At 34.7% G+C, this 20,011-nt stretch carries 15 protein-coding genes and 3 pseudogenes; all 18 read left to right on the forward strand.

Features of this window, described 5'->3' with window-relative positions:
• A pseudogene (gene fbsA / locus HMPREF2818_RS07105) lies at positions 1-318 on the forward strand (fibrinogen-binding adhesin FbsA); the annotation flags it as partial.
• A 207-nt stretch (positions 319-525) separates the two neighbouring features.
• Positions 526-1,602: an aspartate-semialdehyde dehydrogenase gene (locus HMPREF2818_RS07110; protein ID WP_000542452.1), complete on the forward strand. Its 1,077-nt coding sequence runs from the start codon at positions 526-528 to the stop codon at positions 1,600-1,602.
• A 169-nt stretch (positions 1,603-1,771) separates the two neighbouring features.
• On the forward strand, positions 1,772-2,110 hold the full coding sequence (locus HMPREF2818_RS07115) for an ATP cone domain-containing protein (RefSeq protein WP_001165746.1): 339 nt from the start codon (positions 1,772-1,774) through the stop codon (positions 2,108-2,110).
• Positions 2,111-2,240: 130 nt separating this feature from the next.
• The gene (locus tag HMPREF2818_RS07120) at positions 2,241-3,782 is read left to right on the forward strand and encodes an ABC-F family ATP-binding cassette domain-containing protein (protein WP_000025410.1); all 1,542 of its coding nucleotides are present in this window, start codon (positions 2,241-2,243) and stop codon (positions 3,780-3,782) included.
• A gap of 39 nt (positions 3,783-3,821) precedes the next feature.
• Positions 3,822-5,054 (forward strand): threonine/serine exporter family protein, encoded by a 1,233-nt coding sequence (locus HMPREF2818_RS07125; RefSeq protein ID WP_001178655.1) that lies wholly within the window; start codon positions 3,822-3,824, stop codon positions 5,052-5,054.
• A 212-nt stretch (positions 5,055-5,266) separates the two neighbouring features.
• Complete coding sequence (gene pyrF / locus HMPREF2818_RS07130; RefSeq protein WP_000890171.1) at positions 5,267-5,968, forward strand: orotidine-5'-phosphate decarboxylase; 702 nt, start codon at positions 5,267-5,269, stop codon at positions 5,966-5,968.
• Positions 5,969-5,980: 12 nt separating this feature from the next.
• Entirely contained in the window at positions 5,981-6,610 is a 630-nt protein-coding gene (gene pyrE, locus HMPREF2818_RS07135; protein WP_000362329.1) for an orotate phosphoribosyltransferase, read from the forward strand.
• A gap of 11 nt (positions 6,611-6,621) precedes the next feature.
• Complete coding sequence (locus HMPREF2818_RS07140) at positions 6,622-7,914, forward strand: dihydroorotase (protein WP_000275471.1); 1,293 nt, start codon at positions 6,622-6,624, stop codon at positions 7,912-7,914.
• A gap of 164 nt (positions 7,915-8,078) precedes the next feature.
• Positions 8,079-9,005: an aspartate carbamoyltransferase catalytic subunit gene (locus HMPREF2818_RS07145; protein WP_001016474.1), complete on the forward strand. Its 927-nt coding sequence runs from the start codon at positions 8,079-8,081 to the stop codon at positions 9,003-9,005.
• A gap of 10 nt (positions 9,006-9,015) precedes the next feature.
• Positions 9,016-10,092: a carbamoyl phosphate synthase small subunit gene (locus tag HMPREF2818_RS07150; RefSeq protein ID WP_000826112.1), complete on the forward strand. Its 1,077-nt coding sequence runs from the start codon at positions 9,016-9,018 to the stop codon at positions 10,090-10,092.
• Between the two features lie 30 nt (positions 10,093-10,122).
• Positions 10,123-13,305 carry a carbamoyl-phosphate synthase large subunit gene (gene carB / locus HMPREF2818_RS07155; protein ID WP_001126465.1) on the forward strand — a complete coding sequence of 1,061 codons (3,183 nt, stop codon included), beginning with the start codon at positions 10,123-10,125 and terminating at the stop codon, positions 13,303-13,305.
• A gap of 126 nt (positions 13,306-13,431) precedes the next feature.
• A complete protein-coding gene (locus HMPREF2818_RS07160; protein WP_000921241.1) occupies positions 13,432-13,755 on the forward strand; it encodes a hypothetical protein in 324 nt (107 codons plus the stop codon).
• Positions 13,752-14,534: a lipase family protein gene (locus HMPREF2818_RS07165; RefSeq protein WP_000611754.1), complete on the forward strand. Its 783-nt coding sequence runs from the start codon at positions 13,752-13,754 to the stop codon at positions 14,532-14,534. Before HMPREF2818_RS07160 ends, HMPREF2818_RS07165 begins: the two co-directional genes overlap by 4 nt.
• Before the next feature lie 116 nt (positions 14,535-14,650).
• Positions 14,651-14,941: a WXG100 family type VII secretion target gene (locus HMPREF2818_RS07170; protein ID WP_000057251.1), complete on the forward strand. Its 291-nt coding sequence runs from the start codon at positions 14,651-14,653 to the stop codon at positions 14,939-14,941.
• A gap of 81 nt (positions 14,942-15,022) precedes the next feature.
• Positions 15,023-18,033 (forward strand): annotated as a pseudogene (esaA, locus tag HMPREF2818_RS09940) (type VII secretion protein EsaA).
• 8 nt (positions 18,034-18,041) lie between these two features.
• The gene (essA, locus tag HMPREF2818_RS07185; RefSeq protein ID WP_000769477.1) at positions 18,042-18,515 is read left to right on the forward strand and encodes a type VII secretion protein EssA; all 474 of its coding nucleotides are present in this window, start codon (positions 18,042-18,044) and stop codon (positions 18,513-18,515) included.
• Positions 18,499-18,741, forward strand: coding sequence for an EsaB/YukD family protein (locus HMPREF2818_RS07190; RefSeq protein ID WP_001091721.1), 243 nt, complete (start codon positions 18,499-18,501; stop codon positions 18,739-18,741). The genes essA and HMPREF2818_RS07190 overlap by 17 nt, the downstream gene beginning before the upstream one ends.
• A pseudogene (gene essB, locus HMPREF2818_RS07195) lies at positions 18,741-20,011 on the forward strand (type VII secretion protein EssB). Before HMPREF2818_RS07190 ends, essB begins: the two are co-directional and overlap by 1 nt.

Below are 20,011 nucleotides of genomic sequence, written 5' to 3' on the forward strand. Positions count from 1 at the left end.
CGCCGCCAACGCGATGTTGAGAACAAGAGCCAAGTAGGTCAACTTATAGAGAAAAATCCACTTCTTTCAAAGTCAACTGTATCTAGAGAAAATAATCACTCTAGTCAAGGTGACTCTAACAAACAGTCATTCTCTAAAAAAGTATCTCAGGTTACTAATGTAGCTAATAGACCGATGTTAACTAATAATTCTAGAACAATTCCAGTGATAAATAAATTACCTAAAACAGGTGATGATCAAAATGTCATTTTTAAACTTGTAGGGTTTGGTTTAATTTTGTTAACAAGTCTCTGCGGTTTGAGACGCAATGAAAATTAAGTATAATCAACCATTTAGTAACTATTATAATGATATATGCAATCAATAAAAAGGAATCGGATACGAGATTCCTTTTTATAATTAGGTTGGTTAGGGTGACTTTTTTCATTTGGCTATTCTTGAAAGTTTATAAAAATGTAGTATAATAGTCACATTAAAATGTTTTGAAAATATTGATGAACAACATCAACAAATAGAGGTCATTATATGGGATATACCGTTGCTATCGTAGGTGCTACAGGTGCCGTAGGAACACAAATGATTCGTCAATTAGAACAATCGAATTTACCAATAGAACAAGTGAAACTTTTATCATCAAGTCGCTCAGCAGGTAAGATTTTACATTTTAAAGATGAGGCTATACGTGTTGAAGAGACAACTAAAAAATCATTTTACGATGTTGATATTGCCTTGTTTTCAGCTGGTGGATCTATTTCAGCAAAGTTCGCTCCTTATGCAGTAAAGTCTGGAGCAGTTGTAGTAGATAACACGTCATATTTTCGTCAGAATCCTGATGTTCCACTAGTTGTTCCTGAAGTAAATGCTCATGCCATGATTGGTCATAATGGTATCATAGCTTGCCCCAATTGTTCTACTATTCAAATGATGATTGCTTTAGAGCCCATTCGTCAAAAATGGGGGATAGAGCGTGTTATAGTTTCCACCTATCAAGCTGTTTCGGGTTCAGGTGCACGTGCTGTTGAAGAAACTAAGGAACAGTTGAGACAAGTTTTAAATGATAACCTTTCACCTGATCAATTAATTGCAACGGTCTTGCCATGTTCTAGCGATCAAAAACATTATCCTATCGCATTCAATGCATTACCTCAAATTGATATTTTTACTGATAATGATTATACGTACGAAGAAATGAAAATGACTTTGGAGACAAAGAAAATTATGGAAGATGCTACTATTAAGGTTTCAGCTACCTGCGTCCGCATTCCCGTTTTATCGGGTCATTCTGAGTCTATTTATATTGAGACGAAAGAATTAGCCTCAATCTCTGAAATTAAAAAGGCTATTGCAAATTTTCCTGGTGCCGTCCTACAAGACCTTCCATCTCAGCAAATTTACCCTCAAGCGATTAATGCTGTAGGCCATAGGGAGACCTTTGTTGGTCGTATTCGAAAAGACCTTGATCAAGAAAATGGTGTTCATATGTGGGTAGTTTCAGATAATCTACTGAAGGGGGCAGCTTGGAATTCTGTTCAAATCGCAGAAACATTGCATAAGAATGGGCTGGTTAAACCAGCGAAAGAGTTAAAATTTGAATTAATATAGAAGAATATGACATTGCTTAATACTTATACTGACTTCTAGTGATATTAATTTTTCATCAATATCAGGTAAAACACTTGACAAATTATGAAAACATTTGCATAATGAAATTAACAAATGAAAATGATTGCAAATCGTTTTAACATTGTTTCCACATTAAGGAGGGGCTCTTATGCAAATCATCAAACGTGATGGACAGATTGTTGAATTTGATCCTGAAAAAATCTACCAAGCTATCTTGAAAGCTGCTCAAACAGTTTATGTGCTTGATGAGTCACTTCGTCAAGACCTTGCTCAAGTGACTAAAAAAGTAATCTTAGATTTAGAGGATGCTCAGGTTGAACGACCAACGATCAATATGATTCAGTCTTTGGTTGAAAATCGTTTATTGGATGCAGGATACATTCATATTGCTGAACACTATATTTCATACCGTTTGCAACGTGATTTAGAGCGAAATGGTTATGATGATCAAATCACTGTTCATTTACACTTTGAAAAAATTAAGTAAGGTTTGACTTTTAAGTTTAAACTCTCTATACTTGTATATGGAACTTACTATGTAATGTGCTAATTTAAAAACTTGTAGAGTGTCTCTATGAGTTTTTTAATAACCTCTATTATCAATCAAAGGATTTTAAATGAGTATTTTAGAAGTAAAAAACTTAAGTCACGGTTTTGGTGATCGTGCTATTTTTGAGAATGTTTCTTTTCGCCTTTTAAAAGGTGAACATATAGGACTTATTGGTGCTAATGGTGAAGGAAAATCAACATTCATGTCAATTGTTACAGGTCATCTTCAACCTGATGAAGGAAAAATTGAATGGTCAAAATATGTAACTGCTGGTTACCTTGATCAACATACTGTGTTAGAAGAAGGTCAAACAGTTCGTGATGTTTTGCGAACAGCATTTGATGAACTTTTTAAAACAGAGGCACGTATCAATGATATATATATATCCATGGCAGATGATGGCGCAGATGTAGATAGCCTTATGGAAGAAGTTGGAGAACTACAAGATCGTTTAGAATCACGTGATTTTTATACGCTTGATGCTAAAATTGATGAAGTCGCACGGGCATTAGGAGTTATGGATTTTGGTATGGATTCTGATGTTACTGAATTATCTGGTGGTCAAAGGACAAAGGTTCTTTTAGCAAAACTGTTATTAGAAAAGCCAGATATCCTCCTGCTTGATGAGCCTACAAACTACCTTGATGCTGAACATATTGATTGGTTAAAACGCTATTTACAAAATTATGAAAATGCTTTTGTTTTAATCTCACACGATATTCCATTTTTGAACGATGTTATCAATATTGTCTATCATGTTGAAAATCAAGATTTAGTAAGATATTCCGGTGATTATACTAATTTTGAATCAGTCTATGCAATGAAAAAGGCTCAATTAGAAGCAGCCTATGAACGTCAACAAAAGGAAATAGCTGATTTACAAGATTTTGTTAATCGTAATAAAGCACGCGTTGCAACACGTAATATGGCAATGTCTCGTCAAAAGAAACTAGACAAAATGGATATTATTGAGTTACAAGCAGAGAAACCAAAGCCAAGTTTTGAATTTAAAGAATCTCGCACACCAGGACGTTTTATTTTCCAAGCTAAAGATCTTCAAATTGGATATGATCGTGCTTTAACAAAACCTCTAAACCTAACATTTGAACGTAATCAAAAAATAGCTATTGTTGGAGCAAATGGGATAGGAAAAACAACATTACTTAAGAGTTTACTAGGTATTATCCCCCCTATTTCTGGTAATGTTGAACGAGGTGATTTTATTGATTTAGGTTATTTTGAACAAGAAGTACCCGGAGGGAATCGCCAAACTCCACTTGAAGCAGTATGGGATGCTTTTCCTGCTTTGAACCAAGCAGAGGTTAGGGCAGCTCTTGCTCGTTGTGGTTTAACTTCAAAGCATATTGAAAGTCAGATTCAGGTGTTATCTGGTGGGGAGCAATCAAAGGTCAGATTTTGCTTATTAATGAATCGCGAAAATAATGTCCTTGTACTTGATGAACCAACCAATCATTTAGATGTAGATGCTAAAGATGAGTTAAAACGTGCTTTAAAAGCTTATAAGGGATCAATCTTGATGGTATGTCATGAACCGGACTTTTATGAAGGATGGATGGATGATGTTTGGGACTTTAACCAACTTAGTTAAGTGGCTAGGGTAATAAAGTAGAAGGCAGGGCCAAATAAGATGCAAAATGATATGAGCGTTGTTCTTAGAGCTGGTAAATTACTGATTGAAAGCGGAGCAGAAGTCTATCGTGTCGAAGACACAATGAAGCATTTTGCTAAGGCTCTTCAGATAGAAAATTTTGAAGCTTATGTGGTTAGTAGCAGTATTATCGCTTCCGGGATTAACCGCTATGGTAAACAAGAAGCTAAAGTATGCAATACAGATGGTGTAACAGCAAATTTAGGTAGACTTGAAGCTGTTAATAACCTTTCTAGGCAAATTGCTAAACAAGACTTAGTATCTCCAGAAGAAATTGTAAAGCAGTTAGACTTAATTGAACATCAAAAAGATTATAGTTTGCTTGTTACTTTAATTTCTTATTTTTGTGGAGCGGGTAGTTTTTCTTTAGCCTTGGGTAGTTCCTTATTAGATTCATTTTCCGCTGCTGTAACAGGCTTAATTTTAGGATATTTTTTGAATTTGATGGAAAGTCGTATACATACAGGATTTCTTTTGACCATTCTAGGTAGTTCTGTAGTGGCTTTAAGTGCTAATTTATTATATTTTTCAGGATTAGGTGAGCATCGTAGCATTATCATATTAGGGGCACTAATGGTTATGGTGCCAGGGGCTGCCTTTGTTAATTCGGTGAGAGAATTTTCACAGAATAATTTTTCAACAGGTTTAGCTTTGATTATGTCTGCTTTACTCATTTGTATTTCTATATCAGCAGGCGTGGCTATTACAATTGAAATTATTCCGTTTGCAGAACAAATGACAGGTTCTTTTTCTGGTGTTCCTAATACCATCCTTGAGATTATCATCAGAACACTAATGGCCGGTTTAGGGACGATAGCCTTCTCTATTCTCTACCATGTTCCAAAACGTTATTTCCTTGACTTAGGTATACTAGGAGCAATATCTTGGATGCTCTACCTGATCTTATGGCAACAATTTCATATGGATGCTATAGCCGTATTTTTTCCAGGGCTTTTCATCACTTATTTTTCACGGCTATTAGCTGCTAAACGTAAATGTCCTGCCACTGTCTTTTTAGCGACAAGTATGTTTCCTCTTATTCCAGGACTTAGCTTCTATAGAGCTGTTTACTTTTTATTGACGGGAGCAGATGCTTTAGCAATGGAATATTTTAGATCCTGTTTTGTAACAGCTTTTACAATTGCTATAGCAATCAGTATTGTACAGCAGATTCCTCTATCGTTCTTTATTAGACGTAAAATGATAAAATAATTTAGTATTTATTTGACAAAATGATTGTAAACTTGTAGAATACCTACAAATGTATCTTTAAGTGAGTCCAGAGAGGCGAACAAGGTCACCATCATAAGTCAAATAGCGAGTGCTTTTTCGCTAACTTTTTATGAAACCTTGCCCTCAGGCAAGGTTTTTTGTGTCATACTGGTACATTTCCAACAATTATTATTTCTATAGAGAGGAATTATATGTTAGAAAAATGCCCTATCATTGCCTTAGATTTTTCTGATTTGGCTTCTGTAACAACTTTTTTAGAACATTTTCCAAAAGAAGAATTACTTTTTGTCAAAATAGGAATGGAGCTTTATTATTCCGAAGGTCCCTCAATTATTAGATATATTAAATCCTTAGGACATCGCATTTTTTTGGATTTAAAATTACATGATATCCCTAATACAGTTCGATCATCTATGTCTGTCTTAGCCAAATTAGACATTGATATGACTAATGTCCATGCTGCAGGAGGAGTCGAAATGATGAAAGCAGCTAGAGAAGGTTTGGGGGAGGGTCCAATACTATTAGCAGTGACACAATTAACCTCGACTTCACAAGAACAAATGCAGGTGGATCAACATATTAACTTAAGTGTAGTTGATTCGGTTTGCCATTATGCTCAAAAAGCTCAAGAAGCAGGCCTAGATGGAGTAGTCGCATCGGCTCAAGAGGTAAAGCAAATCAAGAAACAGACTAACGAACATTTCATTTGCTTAACGCCTGGTATCAGACCTCCACAAACCAATCAGTTAGATGATCAAAAAAGAACGATGACTCCTGAGCAAGCACGTATAGTTGGGGCTGATTATATCGTTGTGGGAAGACCTATAACGAAAGCAGAAAATCCATATCAAGCATATCTAGACATAAAAGAAGAATGGAATCGTATTAAATAAAGGAGTACTGAGATGGATTTAGCAAGACAGATTGCCATGGAACTATTAGATATTCAAGCTGTTTACTTAAGGCCCCAACAACCCTTTACTTGGGCTTCGGGAGTCAAATCGCCAATTTACACTGATAATCGTGTAACCTTATCGTATCCTGAGACAAGGACACTGATTGAAAATGGTTTTGTTAAACAAATACAGAAACATTTCCCAAACGTTGATATCATCGCAGGGACAGCGACTGCAGGCATACCACATGGCGCTATTATAGCTGATAAGATGAATTTGCCATTTGCCTATATACGCTCGAAGGCAAAGGATCATGGTGTGGGGAATCAAATCGAGGGACGTGTTTACTCAGGCCAAAAAATGGTTATCATTGAAGATTTGATTTCAACAGGAGGATCTGTTTTAGAGGCTGTTACGGCTGCGCAGAGTCAAGGTATTGAGGTTTTAGGGGTAGTAGTGATATTTACATATCAATTAGCTAAGGCTGAACAAGCATTTCGTGAAGCTGATATTCCTTTGGTGACTTTGACGGATTACAATCAATTAATTAAAGTTGCTAAAGTTAATGGATATATTACAGCTGACCAACTGGTATTACTGAAAAAATTTAAAGAAGATCAAATGAATTGGCAAAGTTAGAGAGGACAGATATGTATATCATTAAAAACGGATTGATTATCGACCCTCAAAGTGGTTTTAATCAAGTATCAGACATGCTGATTGATCAAGGAAAAATTAAACAAATATCGAAAGAAATTGATATTAAAGGCATTCCAATCATTGATGCAAGCAATAAAATTGTAGCTCCAGGATTAGTCGATATTCATGTACATTTTCGTGAGCCTGGACAGACACATAAAGAAAATATCCATACAGGGGCCCTATCAGCTGCAGCAGGTGGTTTTACGACAGTTCTTATGATGGCCAATACTAACCCAACGATTTCTAGCCTAGAAATTGTAAAACAAGTTAAGGAGAGTGCAGCAAAAGAAGCAATTAAGATTGAAACAGTTGCTACAATTACTAAATCCCTGAATGGTAAAGATTTAGTTAATTTCGAAGAACTATTAGAAGCTGGAGTTGCTGGATTCTCAGACGATGGTATTCCTTTGACAGATACTAAGGTTTTGCAAGAAGCTATGAACTTAGCTAGAAAACATGATGTTGTCCTATCGTTACATGAAGAGGATCCATCGTTAAATGGCGTTCTTGGTATCAACGAACATATTGCTCAGAAAATTTATCATGTCTGTGGAGCTAGTGGTCTTGCTGAATATTCAATGATTGCGCGAGATGCTATGATTGCTTACCAAACACAGGCGAAAGTCCATATCCAGCATTTGTCAAGTTCAGAATCAGTAGAAGTAGTTGATTTTGCGCAGAAGCTTGGTGCTAACTTAACAGCAGAAGTAACCCCCCAACATTTTTCAAAGACAGAGGACTTACTTTTAACTAAGGGTGCTAATGCAAAATTAAACCCACCACTGCGACTTGAAAAGGATAGACAAGCCCTCATTGATGGTCTTAAAAGTGGTGTTATTTCAATTATTGCAAGTGATCACGCTCCCCATCATATTATGGAGAAAGCAGCAGATAATATTAGTCAAGTGCCCTCTGGTATGACTGGCTTAGAGACATCATTAGCCTTAGGGATTACTTATTTAGTATCTACTAAAGAACTCTCAATGATTGACTTTTTGGCAAAAATGACATGTAATCCTGCACAGTTATATGGATTTGATGCAGGTTATCTCAGAGAAGGTGGACCTGCAGATATTGTTATTTTTGATCAAGCTGAAGAGAGAATAATAAAGGCAGAATTTGCCTCCAAATCCAGCAACTCTCCTTTTATCGGTGATAAATTGAAGGGAGTTGTTCACTACACAATTTGCAATGGTGAAATAGTCTATCAAAAAGATAGCCACGCAGCAACATTGGTATAGGTAAAACATTTCTTATTAATATCCTTTAAGGTATTGTCCAGAGAGGCAAACAAGGAATTGCGTTAACAAATAGTAAGTTAGTTCTCTATCTAGCTTACTATTTTGCAGAGCCTCCTTGTTTTAGGAGGCTTTTTTCTAGCTAAAATTTATAGAAAGAAATTATCATGAATCATCAAACACAAACACTTTCATTAGAACATTTTGTCAGTTTAGAAGAATTATCAAATCAAGAAGTTATGTCTTTGATAAAGAGAAGTATCGAAGTCAAAGAAAATCCTAGCAACATTGGTTTTGATAAAGATTACTATGTGTCAAATCTCTTTTTTGAGAATTCAACAAGAACACATAAGTCATTTGAAATGGCAGAACTCAAATTAGGATTAAAAACAATTGAATTTAATGCTGATACAAGTTCTGTTAATAAAGGAGAAACCCTTTATGACACTATCTTAACAATGAGTGCTCTAGGATTGGACGTTTGTGTCATTAGGCATCCTGATATTGACTATTATAAAGAATTGATTGCTAGTCCGAACATTCATTCAGCTATTGTCAATGGGGGTGATGGCTCAGGCCAACATCCAAGTCAATCACTTTTGGATTTGGTAACTATTTACGAAGAATTTGGATACTTCAAAGGGCTAAAAATTGCGATTGTAGGAGATTTAACTCACTCACGGGTAGCTAAATCTAACATGCAAGTGCTAAAACGGTTAGGAGCTGAAATTTTCTTTTCTGGACCAAAAGAATGGTATAGTAGTCAGTTTGATGAATATGGGCAATATTTACCAATAGACCAGTTAGTTGATCAAATTGATGTCCTTATGCTTTTACGTGTTCAACACGAACGTCATGATGGTAAAGGGGTGTTTTCAAAAGAAAGCTATCATCAACAATTTGGTCTTACAAAAGAACGCTATAAACATTTAAGGGATACAGCAATTATTATGCACCCAGCGCCCGTCAATAGGGATGTAGAGATTGCTAGCGATTTGGTAGAAGCAGATAAGGCTCGAATAGTGAAACAGATGAGTAATGGCGTCTATGCAAGGATAGCTATCTTAGAAGCAGTGCTCAATAGCAGACAATAAAGGAGATAAAATGAAGCGTCTATTATTACTGGAAGATGGTAGTGTGTTTGAGGGTGAGGCTTTCGGAGCGGATGTAGAAACAAGTGGTGAAATCGTTTTTAGTACAGGAATGACAGGGTATCAAGAATCTATAACAGATCAATCTTACAACGGTCAAATCATTACTTTTACTTATCCTCTTATTGGAAATTATGGGATAAATCGAGACGATTACGAATCTATCAGACCAACATGTAAGGGAGTAGTTGTTTATGAATGGGCAGAGTATCCAAGTAACTGGCGTCAACAGATGACACTTGATGAATTTTTAAAATTAAAAGGAATACCTGGAATTTCAGGTATAGATACTCGAGCATTAACAAAAATTATTCGAAAACATGGAACAATGAAAGCTTGTTTAATAAACGAGGGAAATTCTATTCATGAAGCACTAGAAAACCTTCAAGAAAGTGTTCTTTTAAATAATCAAATTGAACAAGTATCAACCAAATTAGCTTATGCTTCGCCTGGAGTTGGCAAAAATATTGTATTAGTTGACTTTGGTTTAAAACATTCTATTCTAAGAGAACTGTCACAACGTCAATGTCATATCACAGTGATCCCTCATACTACGACAGCGCAAGAAATCTTAAATCTCAATCCAGATGGAGTACTCTTATCTAACGGCCCTGGGAACCCAGAACAATTACCGAATGCTTTACAAATGATCCAAGAAATTCAAAGTAAAATTCCAATTTTTGGTATTTGTATGGGACATCAACTATTTGCTAAAGCCAATGGTGCAAAGACTTATAAAATGACTTTTGGTCATCGAGGTTTTAATCATGCTGTTCGTCATTTGCAAACAGGACAGGTTGATTTTACAAGTCAAAATCATGGTTATGCTGTTTCGAGAGAAGATTTCCCTGAGGCTCTCTTCATTACACATGAAGAGATTAATGATAAAACCGTCGAAGGTGTTCGACATAAATACTATCCTGCCTTTTCAGTGCAGTTTCACCCAGATGCAGCACCAGGGCCGCATGATACATCTTATCTTTTTGATGAATTTATTAATATGATTGATGATTTCCAGCAAAAAAGCTAGCTTTAAAATATAGAATTAGAGGAGTTTGATATGCCAAAGCGCACAGACATACGTAAAATTATGGTTATCGGTTCTGGCCCGATTGTGATTGGACAAGCAGCAGAGTTTGACTATTCTGGTACACAAGCCTGTCTCTCTTTAAAAGAGGAGGGATACCAAGTTGTTTTGGTCAATTCGAATCCGGCTACTATCATGACAGATAAAGATATTGCTGATAAAGTTTATATTGAACCTATTACCTTGGAGTTTGTCACAAGAATTCTCAGGAAGGAAAGACCTGATGCTCTCCTTCCAACTCTTGGAGGTCAAACTGGATTGAATATGGCTATGGCTCTATCAAAAAATGGTATCCTAGAAGAATTGAATGTTGAACTATTAGGGACCAAATTATCAGCCATTGATAAAGCTGAAGATCGTGATTTATTTAAACAGTTGATGGAAGAACTCAATCAACCTATTCCAGAATCCGAGATTGTTAATTCGGTAGAAGAAGCTATTCAATTTGCAGAGCAAATCGGGTATCCATTAATTGTTCGTCCTGCCTTTACTTTAGGAGGTACAGGTGGAGGCATGTGCGATAATCAAGAACAATTGGTTGACATCACGACGAAGGGGTTAAAGTTATCGCCTGTGACACAGTGCCTTATTGAACGTTCAATTGCCGGCTTTAAAGAGATTGAATACGAAGTTATGCGTGATGCAGCAGATAACGCTCTTGTTGTTTGTAATATGGAAAATTTTGATCCTGTTGGTATCCATACAGGGGACTCTATAGTTTTTGCACCCGCACAAACGTTATCTGATGTGGAAAATCAGTTATTACGAGATGCGAGTTTAGATATTATAAGAGCTTTGAAAATTGAAGGAGGATGCAATGTTCAACTAGCCCTTGATCCGAATAGTTTTAAATACTATGTCATTGAAGTTAATCCAAGAGTATCAAGATCTTCTGCTTTAGCTTCAAAAGCTACTGGATATCCAATTGCTAAATTAGCAGCTAAGATAGCTGTTGGTTTGACACTAGATGAGGTAATTAATCCTATTACAAAAACGACTTACGCTATGTTTGAACCTGCTTTAGATTACGTAGTCGCAAAAATGCCGAGATTTCCTTTTGATAAATTTGAAAGTGGCGATAGAAAATTGGGAACACAGATGAAAGCTACAGGCGAAGTCATGGCAATAGGACGGAATATAGAAGAATCTTTGTTGAAAGCTTGTCGTTCACTAGAAATAGGTGTCGATCACATTAAAATAGCAGATTTAGATAATGTATCAGATGATGTTTTATTAGAAAAAATAAGAAAGGCAGAAGATGATCGCTTATTTTATCTAGCAGAAGCTTTACGTAGACATTATAGTATTGAAAAATTAGCAAGTTTGACTAGCATTGATTCTTTCTTCCTTGATAAGTTAAGAGTGATTGTAGAGTTAGAAGATCTATTATCTAAAAACAGACTGGATATCAATATTCTCAAAAAGGTTAAAAATAAAGGTTTTTCAGATAAAGCTATAGCGAGTTTATGGCAAATAAACGAAGATCAAGTTCGTAACATGCGAAAAGAAGCAGGAATTCTTCCAGTTTATAAGATGGTTGATACATGTGCGTCTGAGTTTGATTCAGCAACGCCCTACTTTTATTCGACTTATGCCGTAGAAAACGAGTCATTGATATCAGATAAAGCCTCTATTTTGGTTTTAGGATCGGGCCCAATCCGAATTGGACAGGGAGTTGAATTTGATTATGCAACGGTTCATTCTGTTAAAGCCATCAGAGAGTCTGGTTTTGAAGCGATTATCATGAACTCTAATCCAGAGACGGTCTCAACGGATTTCTCTATTTCAGATAAGCTTTACTTTGAACCTTTGACTTTTGAAGATGTTATGAATGTTATTGACTTAGAAAAACCTGAAGGGGTCATCTTACAATTCGGTGGTCAGACTGCTATTAATCTAGCAAAAGATTTAAACAAGGCAGGGGTTAAAATACTAGGCACACAATTAGAAGATTTGGATCGTGCTGAAAATAGAAAACAATTTGAAGCCACTTTACAAGCTCTAAATATCCCTCAACCACCAGGTTTTACCGCCACTACGGAGGAAGAGGCAGTTAATGCAGCGCAAAAGATTGGTTATCCCGTGTTGGTTAGACCATCATATGTTCTTGGTGGACGAGCTATGAAGATAGTTGAAAACGAAGAAGATTTACGTCATTATATGACAACCGCGGTAAAGGCAAGCCCAGATCATCCAGTGCTTATAGATGCATACCTTATAGGTAAAGAGTGTGAGGTTGATGCTATATCCGATGGTCAGAATATACTGATTCCTGGAATAATGGAGCATATAGAGCGAGCTGGTGTTCATTCAGGAGATTCCATGGCTGTATATCCTCCTCAAACATTGTCTGAGACCATTATCGAAACTATTGTAGATTATACAAAACGCTTAGCAATTGGATTAAACTGTATCGGTATGATGAATATTCAGTTTGTAATCAAGGATCAGAAAGTATATGTTATTGAAGTTAATCCTCGTGCTAGTAGAACACTTCCATTCTTATCAAAAGTAACTCACATTCCTATGGCCCAAGTAGCAACAAAAGTTATCTTAGGAGATAAACTCTGCAATTTTACATATGGTTATGATCTCTATCCAGCTTCAGATATGGTCCACATTAAAGCCCCTGTCTTTAGTTTTACCAAACTTGCTAAAGTAGATAGTTTATTAGGTCCTGAAATGAAATCAACAGGCGAAGTGATGGGATCAGATATTAATCTTCAGAAAGCCTTGTATAAAGCCTTTGAAGCAGCATATCTCCATATGCCAGACTATGGTAACATTGTTTTTACAGTAGATGATACAGATAAAGAAGAAGCTTTAGAACTTGCAAAAGTCTATCAAAGTATTGGTTATCGTATTTATGCTACCCAAGGGACTGCAATTTATTTTGATGCTAATGGTTTAGAGACAGTTTTAGTAGGTAAGTTAGGAGAGAACGATCGAAATCATATTCCTGATTTAATTAAAAATGGTAAGATTCAAGCAGTTATCAACACAGTTGGACAAAATAACATTGATAACCATGATGCTCTCATCATCAGACGTTCTGCAATTGAACAAGGAGTTCCTCTATTTACATCTTTAGATACTGCACATGCAATGTTCAAAGTTCTTGAAAGCAGAGCATTTACATTAAAAGTACTAGATTAATCAAACGATCAAGGTAAAATTAACTTCCAGCAAAACAGAATCGGACTAGATTAAATATAGCTTGTTCTGTTTTTATAAAAAAAGCCTAATTGTGATAAAATAGGGAACAAACTTAAGGAGTTAATTATGTTAAAAACACGAACACATATTAATGAATTAGAAACAAAAATCGCCCTTGATTTAGTACACAGATATCTAGGTATTCAACAACTTGTTTTTTCAAAGTGGAGGCATTCTTTAGAAACTGGTTCATGGTCTTCTATTATAACAATAAATGGCGTTAATATTATCAATTACATTGTTGATGATATTAGTGACAGTAATAGTATTTCAGGTATTATTTGTCATCCTAAAAGTTTTCATCTCAGACCTAGAGAAAAAAAGGAACCTATTCAGTCTATTGATGAGTTAGATATCACCTGGTCTTTGAATAGAGAGGAAAATGAATGATTCCAGATAGTAGTTTTAAAGTGCTATCAGATATGGCATATAATATTGAAAAATCCAAAGCAGAAAGTAATGGACACCTTCAAATTATAGAAGGTAGTCAAATTATTGATTTCCATCAAAAACGCTCTTTTATGGTATTAGAGGTTAATGATGATATCAATAATGGTATGCAGGCTATGGCATGTCAGTCTTTGGATGAAAGTAATCATATTGTTATAGCATATTCAGGAACGAACGCTTTTAATAAGAAAGATATCTTAACAGATATCGATTCAGTTGTATTGGGGAAGAACAATAAATTGCTAACTTGTCCTTCAAGTATTACCCTGAGAGAGGATGGCATTTCTCTGCCTTGTAAAAATCCAAGTCAAATTACAACATCTAAACTATTTGCACAAAAAATTAAGATGAACTATCCTGATGCAACCCTCTGGTTAACAGGCCATTCTCTAGGTGGTTATTTGGCCATGATTGTGGCTTCAGAAATGAGATTATCAGCGCGTGTTTTTAATTCCCCTAGTCCCATTAACAATATGTCTGAAGCAGCCACATCCTATGTAATTTCACATCCAGAGAAGTATCATAGTTACCGTATTAATAAAGATTACATTGGTAATTTTGGTATTAATAGTTCAGATGATAAATTAGGTATTTCTAAAAGAGTCAATGCTAAGAAGCAACATGGTTTTTATAAAAAGATTTTCTTTCACGAATTGACACGATTTCGATTAAATCAACAAGGACAGATTGTTGATATAGATGAAAATAAACAGGATTAAACAATAATATTAAAAATAATTTTAAATAATGCAGTAAATTTGAATATATTTTAAAAAATATGTTGTAATAATTATGCAGTTGTTGCAAAAGTGTTTATAGAAAAAGGAGAAAATTTATGGCACAAATTAAATTAACACCAGAAGAACTTCGCTCATCAGCACAAAAGTACACAGCTGGTTCTCAACAAGTAACAGAAGTTCTTAATTTGCTTACTCAAGAGCAAGCAGTTATTGACGAAAATTGGGATGGATCTACTTTTGATTCTTTTGAAGCACAATTCAATGAATTATCTCCAAAAATTACAGAATTTGCTCAATTACTCGAAGATATTAACCAGCAATTATTAAAAGTTGCAGATATCATTGAGCAGACGGATGCAGATATTGCTTCTCAAATTAGTGGATAGTATCGTATCATAGTCTATAAGTGAATAGGAAGGCAAAGCCTTCCTATTTTGTTGAAAATAAAATATATTTTAGGAAGAATTATGAAAAGAAATAACTTTAGAATACTTTGGTATATTATAGCTGTTGCTCTCTTTTTAGTAGCTATTGCTGGCCTTAATCTTAAGCTTCAAGGCGATCATGCAAAAGAGAATAAAACAACACAGTCAGCTACTAACACTAAACTAAATATAGCATTAGTCAACGAAGATCAAAATGTATCTAATGGTAAAGAAAGTTATAATTTAGGAGCTAGTTATATTAAGTCTATCGAACGTGATAATAGTCAAAATTGGTCAGTTGTTAGTCGAGGTACTGCTCAAAATGGATTAGACAAAGGTGATTATCAATTAATGGTTATCATCCCTAATAACTTTTCTCAAAAACTTCTTGATGTCAATAAAGCAAATGCAGAGCAAACAACTATCTCTTATAAGGTTAATGCCAAGGGGAATTTAGCATTAGAGAAAAAGGCAACTGAAAAAGAGAAAGATATTGTTTCAGAGTTAAATAGCCACTTAGTAAATATGTACATGGCAAGTATTTTAAGTAACTTATATACAGCTCAAGAAAATGTACAGGCCATGGTAAATGTTCAGTCAGGTAATATCTCAAATTACCAAAAAAATCTTTTAGATTCTGCAACTAATTTCCAAAATATCTTTCCAGCCCTCGTTAACCAGTCTAGTAGTTCCATTACTGCTAACGAATCACTGAAAAAATCTTTAGAAGCTTCTGATAACATGTTTAATGATTTGGTGACAACCCAGACAAATACTGGAAAAGATTTATCAAGCTTAATAGAACAGCGCCATCAAGATAGCATTTCGTATGAAGCGTTTTCGACCTCATTACTAGAAATGAATAACGAGTTATTAGAGAAGCAATTATCTGATATTATCACACAAGCACAAAAAGACCAAGAAACATTATCATCACAACTCAATAGTATTATGGGTGATGATAACAATCATAATCATAAAGAAAACTCATCAGCTTATCTAAATGTTGCAAGGCAAAAAATCCAAGAACTATCTGAAGCACTCAAGTCACAAGATAACATTGCTAAAGATCAAAGTGAACAACTAGATAAAATTGTTAGAGAGGGACTAGCAAGTTACTTTGCTAAGAATAATAAAGATAATATTACTTTATTAGAATTATTGAAGAGTCATTCTACTAATGAGAAGACTTTGAAAGATTTTAAAGCTAAGGTAGCAGATTTCACAAATTCTCTCATTTCAAGCATTCCTTCACTAAACCTTTCGGAGTTGCACTTAACCCAAGAAGAAGAAAAAGCCATTCAGTTTACATCTTCTGATTCGGAAATCATTAAAAAAGTAAGCAACGAAAGAACTCTGTATTTAAATACTAATTTATTGAATCGTCTTTTTGAAGCTAGGAAAAATAGAGATGAAGCTAAAATAAAGTTAATCAATTAAAATTGTCATCTAGTTCTACTCGAACTGGTGAGCAGATAGTTTCTGTTGAATCAAATAATCCAGATTACAGGGTAGATACCTGGACGGTTAATGGTAAGCAAACAAGAACCTTGGACCCCAGCCAAAACAATAATATTATTATCAATAGCAGTTATCAAAGGGAATCATCTAACTCTAGTATTACGAAACCAAGCTATACAATCACTATCGGGAATCAGAAACAAATTGTACAAAATGATGACGGTAAAATCCAACGGTCTTACTTTGAGGCAGAGGCAACGTATCAACGAACTCTACAAGAAGTAAATGATGCATATAACACCACTCACGGATTAGTAGCTAAATACTACATTATTTCTGATGGCGAAGAACCGCAAAATTTATTTGATCAATTTTTAAATCAAAGTGTTAACGATACGATGGTTGATCTGGTCAAAAATGGTATAACTAAGTATTTGATGGATGAAAACACTGCTGATGCGCAACATAAAGTTAAAGATGTCATGGAGGAAGTTGAAAATAGTCAAGATGAATTGGCGGATCAAATGGCAAAAGTAACTGAGACAAATGTACGACTAACAGATGCAATCAAAAAACAGCTTGAAACCCTTCAATCAATTAACATGAAGGTCCAAAACATCACACAGGATCAATCTAAAGTAAACGACTCACAGAAAACAACTGATCAACAATTATCTGATTTGAAGAACCATCTAGATGGGCTAATGACCTCTGCAGCGGGCGTAAAAGATATGTCCAAATCTAATAGTCAAGAGGCGGACCAAGTTAATCAAATATTCACATCATTCAATAAAGATGTTCAAGATGCTAAAAATTCGGGCAACAAACTTTCGACGGATGCAACCGATTTAATGGCTAACTTCCAAAAAGAATTGGCCAATAATGGTGATTTCGTAGCTTCTTTCTCTAAAGTTTTTAATACTGCTTATAAAAATGGAGTGCCAAATGATATTCTCCTTAATTTCTTATCACGACCTGTCGCTGAATCAGCGTCTGCAGTTAGGGCAACTGAAAATACTTATCGCCCATTCACTTGGATACTATTATTAGAAGTTGTTAGCCTATTTACAGCATATATCTTTGCGACTCAAAACCTTATTAAGAAATTGACAGATAGGTATAATGTCAACCGCTGGCTTCAAACAGACTTTTTAAATGTCATTGTCATTTCAGGCCTCTCTCTTGTTATTGGTTTAGCACTGGGAGTTATCTCAAGCAGAAGTCTTCATGTCATGCCTGAATATGTACCATCTTGGTTCCTAGTTATGACTCTGTTTAGTTTTTTATTAATTCATAGTCAGTATTTCTTTATTAAAAATTTTAAAGCAGTTGGTATGGGTTTGGCTTTGTTTATGATTATTAGTTTTGTGTATCTATCAAATGCCGTAGGCACAGTAGCGACTGTTAGTGGACTTCCAAAATTACTAAAAGCTATTAATCCACTATCTATCCTTGAAAATCAATTATCATCTTATTTTGATAATGTGACAACTGGATTTATTTTCCTTATCTTAGTACTTCTTGTGGATGTTGCTTTTATTATCATGAATATTTTTATCACCTTAAATTTTGAAGCTAAAGTAAAAGAGTGAGGTTGTTGATGAAGTTGAAACGATTTTTAGCCTGTCTACTAATATTATCCTGTATGAGTCAAACATCAGTATTTTCTGATGGGTTAAAGAATAATGATATTCATTTTGATACAAAACGTTTAGAATCAGATTCACAAAAAAATTCTGGTTTTCAAACTGAATTAACTAAAGATTTATTTAAAAAAGAAGACCTTAAAAAATTGGATAAAAACCGTCAATCTAAAGTCTCACTCCAGAAAAAGCAGTCTAAGCAACTGTTTCAATATTCAAATAAAGGACAATCTGATAGGAAAAAACGTATCAAACAATTATTTTCTGAAGAAAGTAATCAATTTAAATTTGTTACAAGAACAGAAGAACCGACTGTTTCGGCTGATATTGGTCATATAATTATATACCTGGTTCTCATTAGTTTGGTACTAATATTAGCTTCTATAATGACTTTTAAAATAAAGGACAAAAAGGATGAATACACATATTAACATTACTCTAGATATGGGGGAAACCTCAAAAGATTTACGTATCCCTTTGAAAATTAGCGTTAAGCAATTAGTAATGGAATTAGATAGTATTTTTAGCCGTACTGAAAGGCGTACCAAATATCAACTAAGAGTTATAAATAAAGGTATTTTATTGGGAGAGAACGATATATTAGCGCACCATCCAGTAACAACTGGTGATCGTATAAGGATAGAGGAGTTTTATTAATGGAAACAGATTCGTTTGTATTTGAAGAACAAGACTTTCAATTTGAAAAAGGACCAGATTTTTGGCAGTTATCTCTTAAGCGTTCAAAAGTAGGAACTCAAAATCTGCAACAACTGCAATTGTTAGAAATTCACCATTCTTTGTTGATGCCTATGACAACTGCAATTGATGCAGATACCATTCAATTTCAATTCCAGACAGAAGCGCACGCTCTATTTTTTGAAAGCTTTAAAAAAGAAACTTTATCTGAAAAATTACGATTAGCCTTGAATGTCTTGGATTTAGATAAGGCTTTGTCTTTGTCAGTAAATTTCATTTTGCATCCCTCTAATCTATTTTTAACAAAAAATGCAACTGCTAAAATAGCTTATCGTAGCCTTCCTGGGATTATGAGACCTGAGAAATTTGGTCCAGAAGAGTTTTTATATCAATTCAAATGTTTTGTCTTTGCATTATTGACGCAACATGACTATATAGAGTTGTATAATGGTGCTATTTCTGTTATTGAAGTATCAGATTTCCTAAAAAGCATTTATCATGCAGAAACTATTCAGGCTGTTAGAGACATCATTACTATTGATTATGAGCAGCAAGTAGAAGTAGAAACTCATACGTTAGCAAAAGTATCAAGGGCAAAATATAAGCTTTATAAATACATAAGTGTTTGGCTAGGAGCTTTATCTACAATACTCTTGATTCCGCTAGTATATCTGGTTTTTATTCACAATCCATTCAAAGAAAAAATGTTGGCAGCGGATACTTCATTTATTAAAGTTGATTATAATCAAGTGATTAATCGACTAGAACATGTAAAAGTAAGTTACCTTATACACAGAAGTACGAGTTGGCCTATTCCTATATTAATGGAATGTCATTTTCTGAAGAACAGCGTGAAGTTATTTTAAACAATGTTACGCTCAAGACTGATGAGCTCTATCTTGATTATTGGATTAATATTGGCCGTGGTTTAGATGATGATGCTATTGATGCTGCCAAACGTTTAGACGATTCTGACCTTGTTATTTATGCTATTGTTCAGAAAATGGATCAGGTTAGAAAAGACAATAGTTTATCTGGTAAAGATCGTGAACAAAAACTTTCTGAGCTACAAACAGACTATGATAAATATTGGAAAGACCGTAAGACAGCCTTAACAGATGAGGAATCCAAATCGAAAAATAGCAATAATCATTCGACAAATTCCAACAAAGAGTCATCTGAATCATCAAGTACTACAGCAAGTACATCTTCTAAAACTAAAAGTAGGTAG

It is taken from the genome of Streptococcus sp. HMSC076H09 (genome assembly GCF_001811765.1).
Taxonomy (GTDB): Bacteria; Bacillota; Bacilli; order Lactobacillales; family Streptococcaceae; genus Streptococcus; species Streptococcus agalactiae.

Excerpts from the sequence above, each read along its gene's own strand:
- HMPREF2818_RS07110 (WP_000542452.1), top strand. The coding sequence starts at position 526 with ATGGGATATACCGTTGCTATCGTAGGTGCTACAGGTGCCGTAGGAACA.
- HMPREF2818_RS07115 (WP_001165746.1), top strand. The coding sequence starts at position 1,772 with ATGCAAATCATCAAACGTGATGGACAGATTGTTGAATTTGATCCTGAA.
- HMPREF2818_RS07120 (WP_000025410.1), top strand. The coding sequence starts at position 2,241 with ATGAGTATTTTAGAAGTAAAAAACTTAAGTCACGGTTTTGGTGATCGT.
- HMPREF2818_RS07125 (WP_001178655.1), top strand. The coding sequence starts at position 3,822 with ATGCAAAATGATATGAGCGTTGTTCTTAGAGCTGGTAAATTACTGATT.
- pyrF (WP_000890171.1), top strand. The coding sequence starts at position 5,267 with ATGTTAGAAAAATGCCCTATCATTGCCTTAGATTTTTCTGATTTGGCT.
- pyrE (WP_000362329.1), top strand. The coding sequence starts at position 5,981 with ATGGATTTAGCAAGACAGATTGCCATGGAACTATTAGATATTCAAGCT.
- HMPREF2818_RS07140 (WP_000275471.1), top strand. The coding sequence starts at position 6,622 with ATGTATATCATTAAAAACGGATTGATTATCGACCCTCAAAGTGGTTTT.
- HMPREF2818_RS07145 (WP_001016474.1), top strand. The coding sequence starts at position 8,079 with ATGAATCATCAAACACAAACACTTTCATTAGAACATTTTGTCAGTTTA.
- HMPREF2818_RS07150 (WP_000826112.1), top strand. The coding sequence starts at position 9,016 with ATGAAGCGTCTATTATTACTGGAAGATGGTAGTGTGTTTGAGGGTGAG.
- carB (WP_001126465.1), top strand. The coding sequence starts at position 10,123 with ATGCCAAAGCGCACAGACATACGTAAAATTATGGTTATCGGTTCTGGC.
- HMPREF2818_RS07160 (WP_000921241.1), top strand. The coding sequence starts at position 13,432 with ATGTTAAAAACACGAACACATATTAATGAATTAGAAACAAAAATCGCC.
- HMPREF2818_RS07165 (WP_000611754.1), top strand. The coding sequence starts at position 13,752 with ATGATTCCAGATAGTAGTTTTAAAGTGCTATCAGATATGGCATATAAT.
- HMPREF2818_RS07170 (WP_000057251.1), top strand. The coding sequence starts at position 14,651 with ATGGCACAAATTAAATTAACACCAGAAGAACTTCGCTCATCAGCACAA.
- essA (WP_000769477.1), top strand. The coding sequence starts at position 18,042 with ATGAAGTTGAAACGATTTTTAGCCTGTCTACTAATATTATCCTGTATG.
- HMPREF2818_RS07190 (WP_001091721.1), top strand. The coding sequence starts at position 18,499 with ATGAATACACATATTAACATTACTCTAGATATGGGGGAAACCTCAAAA.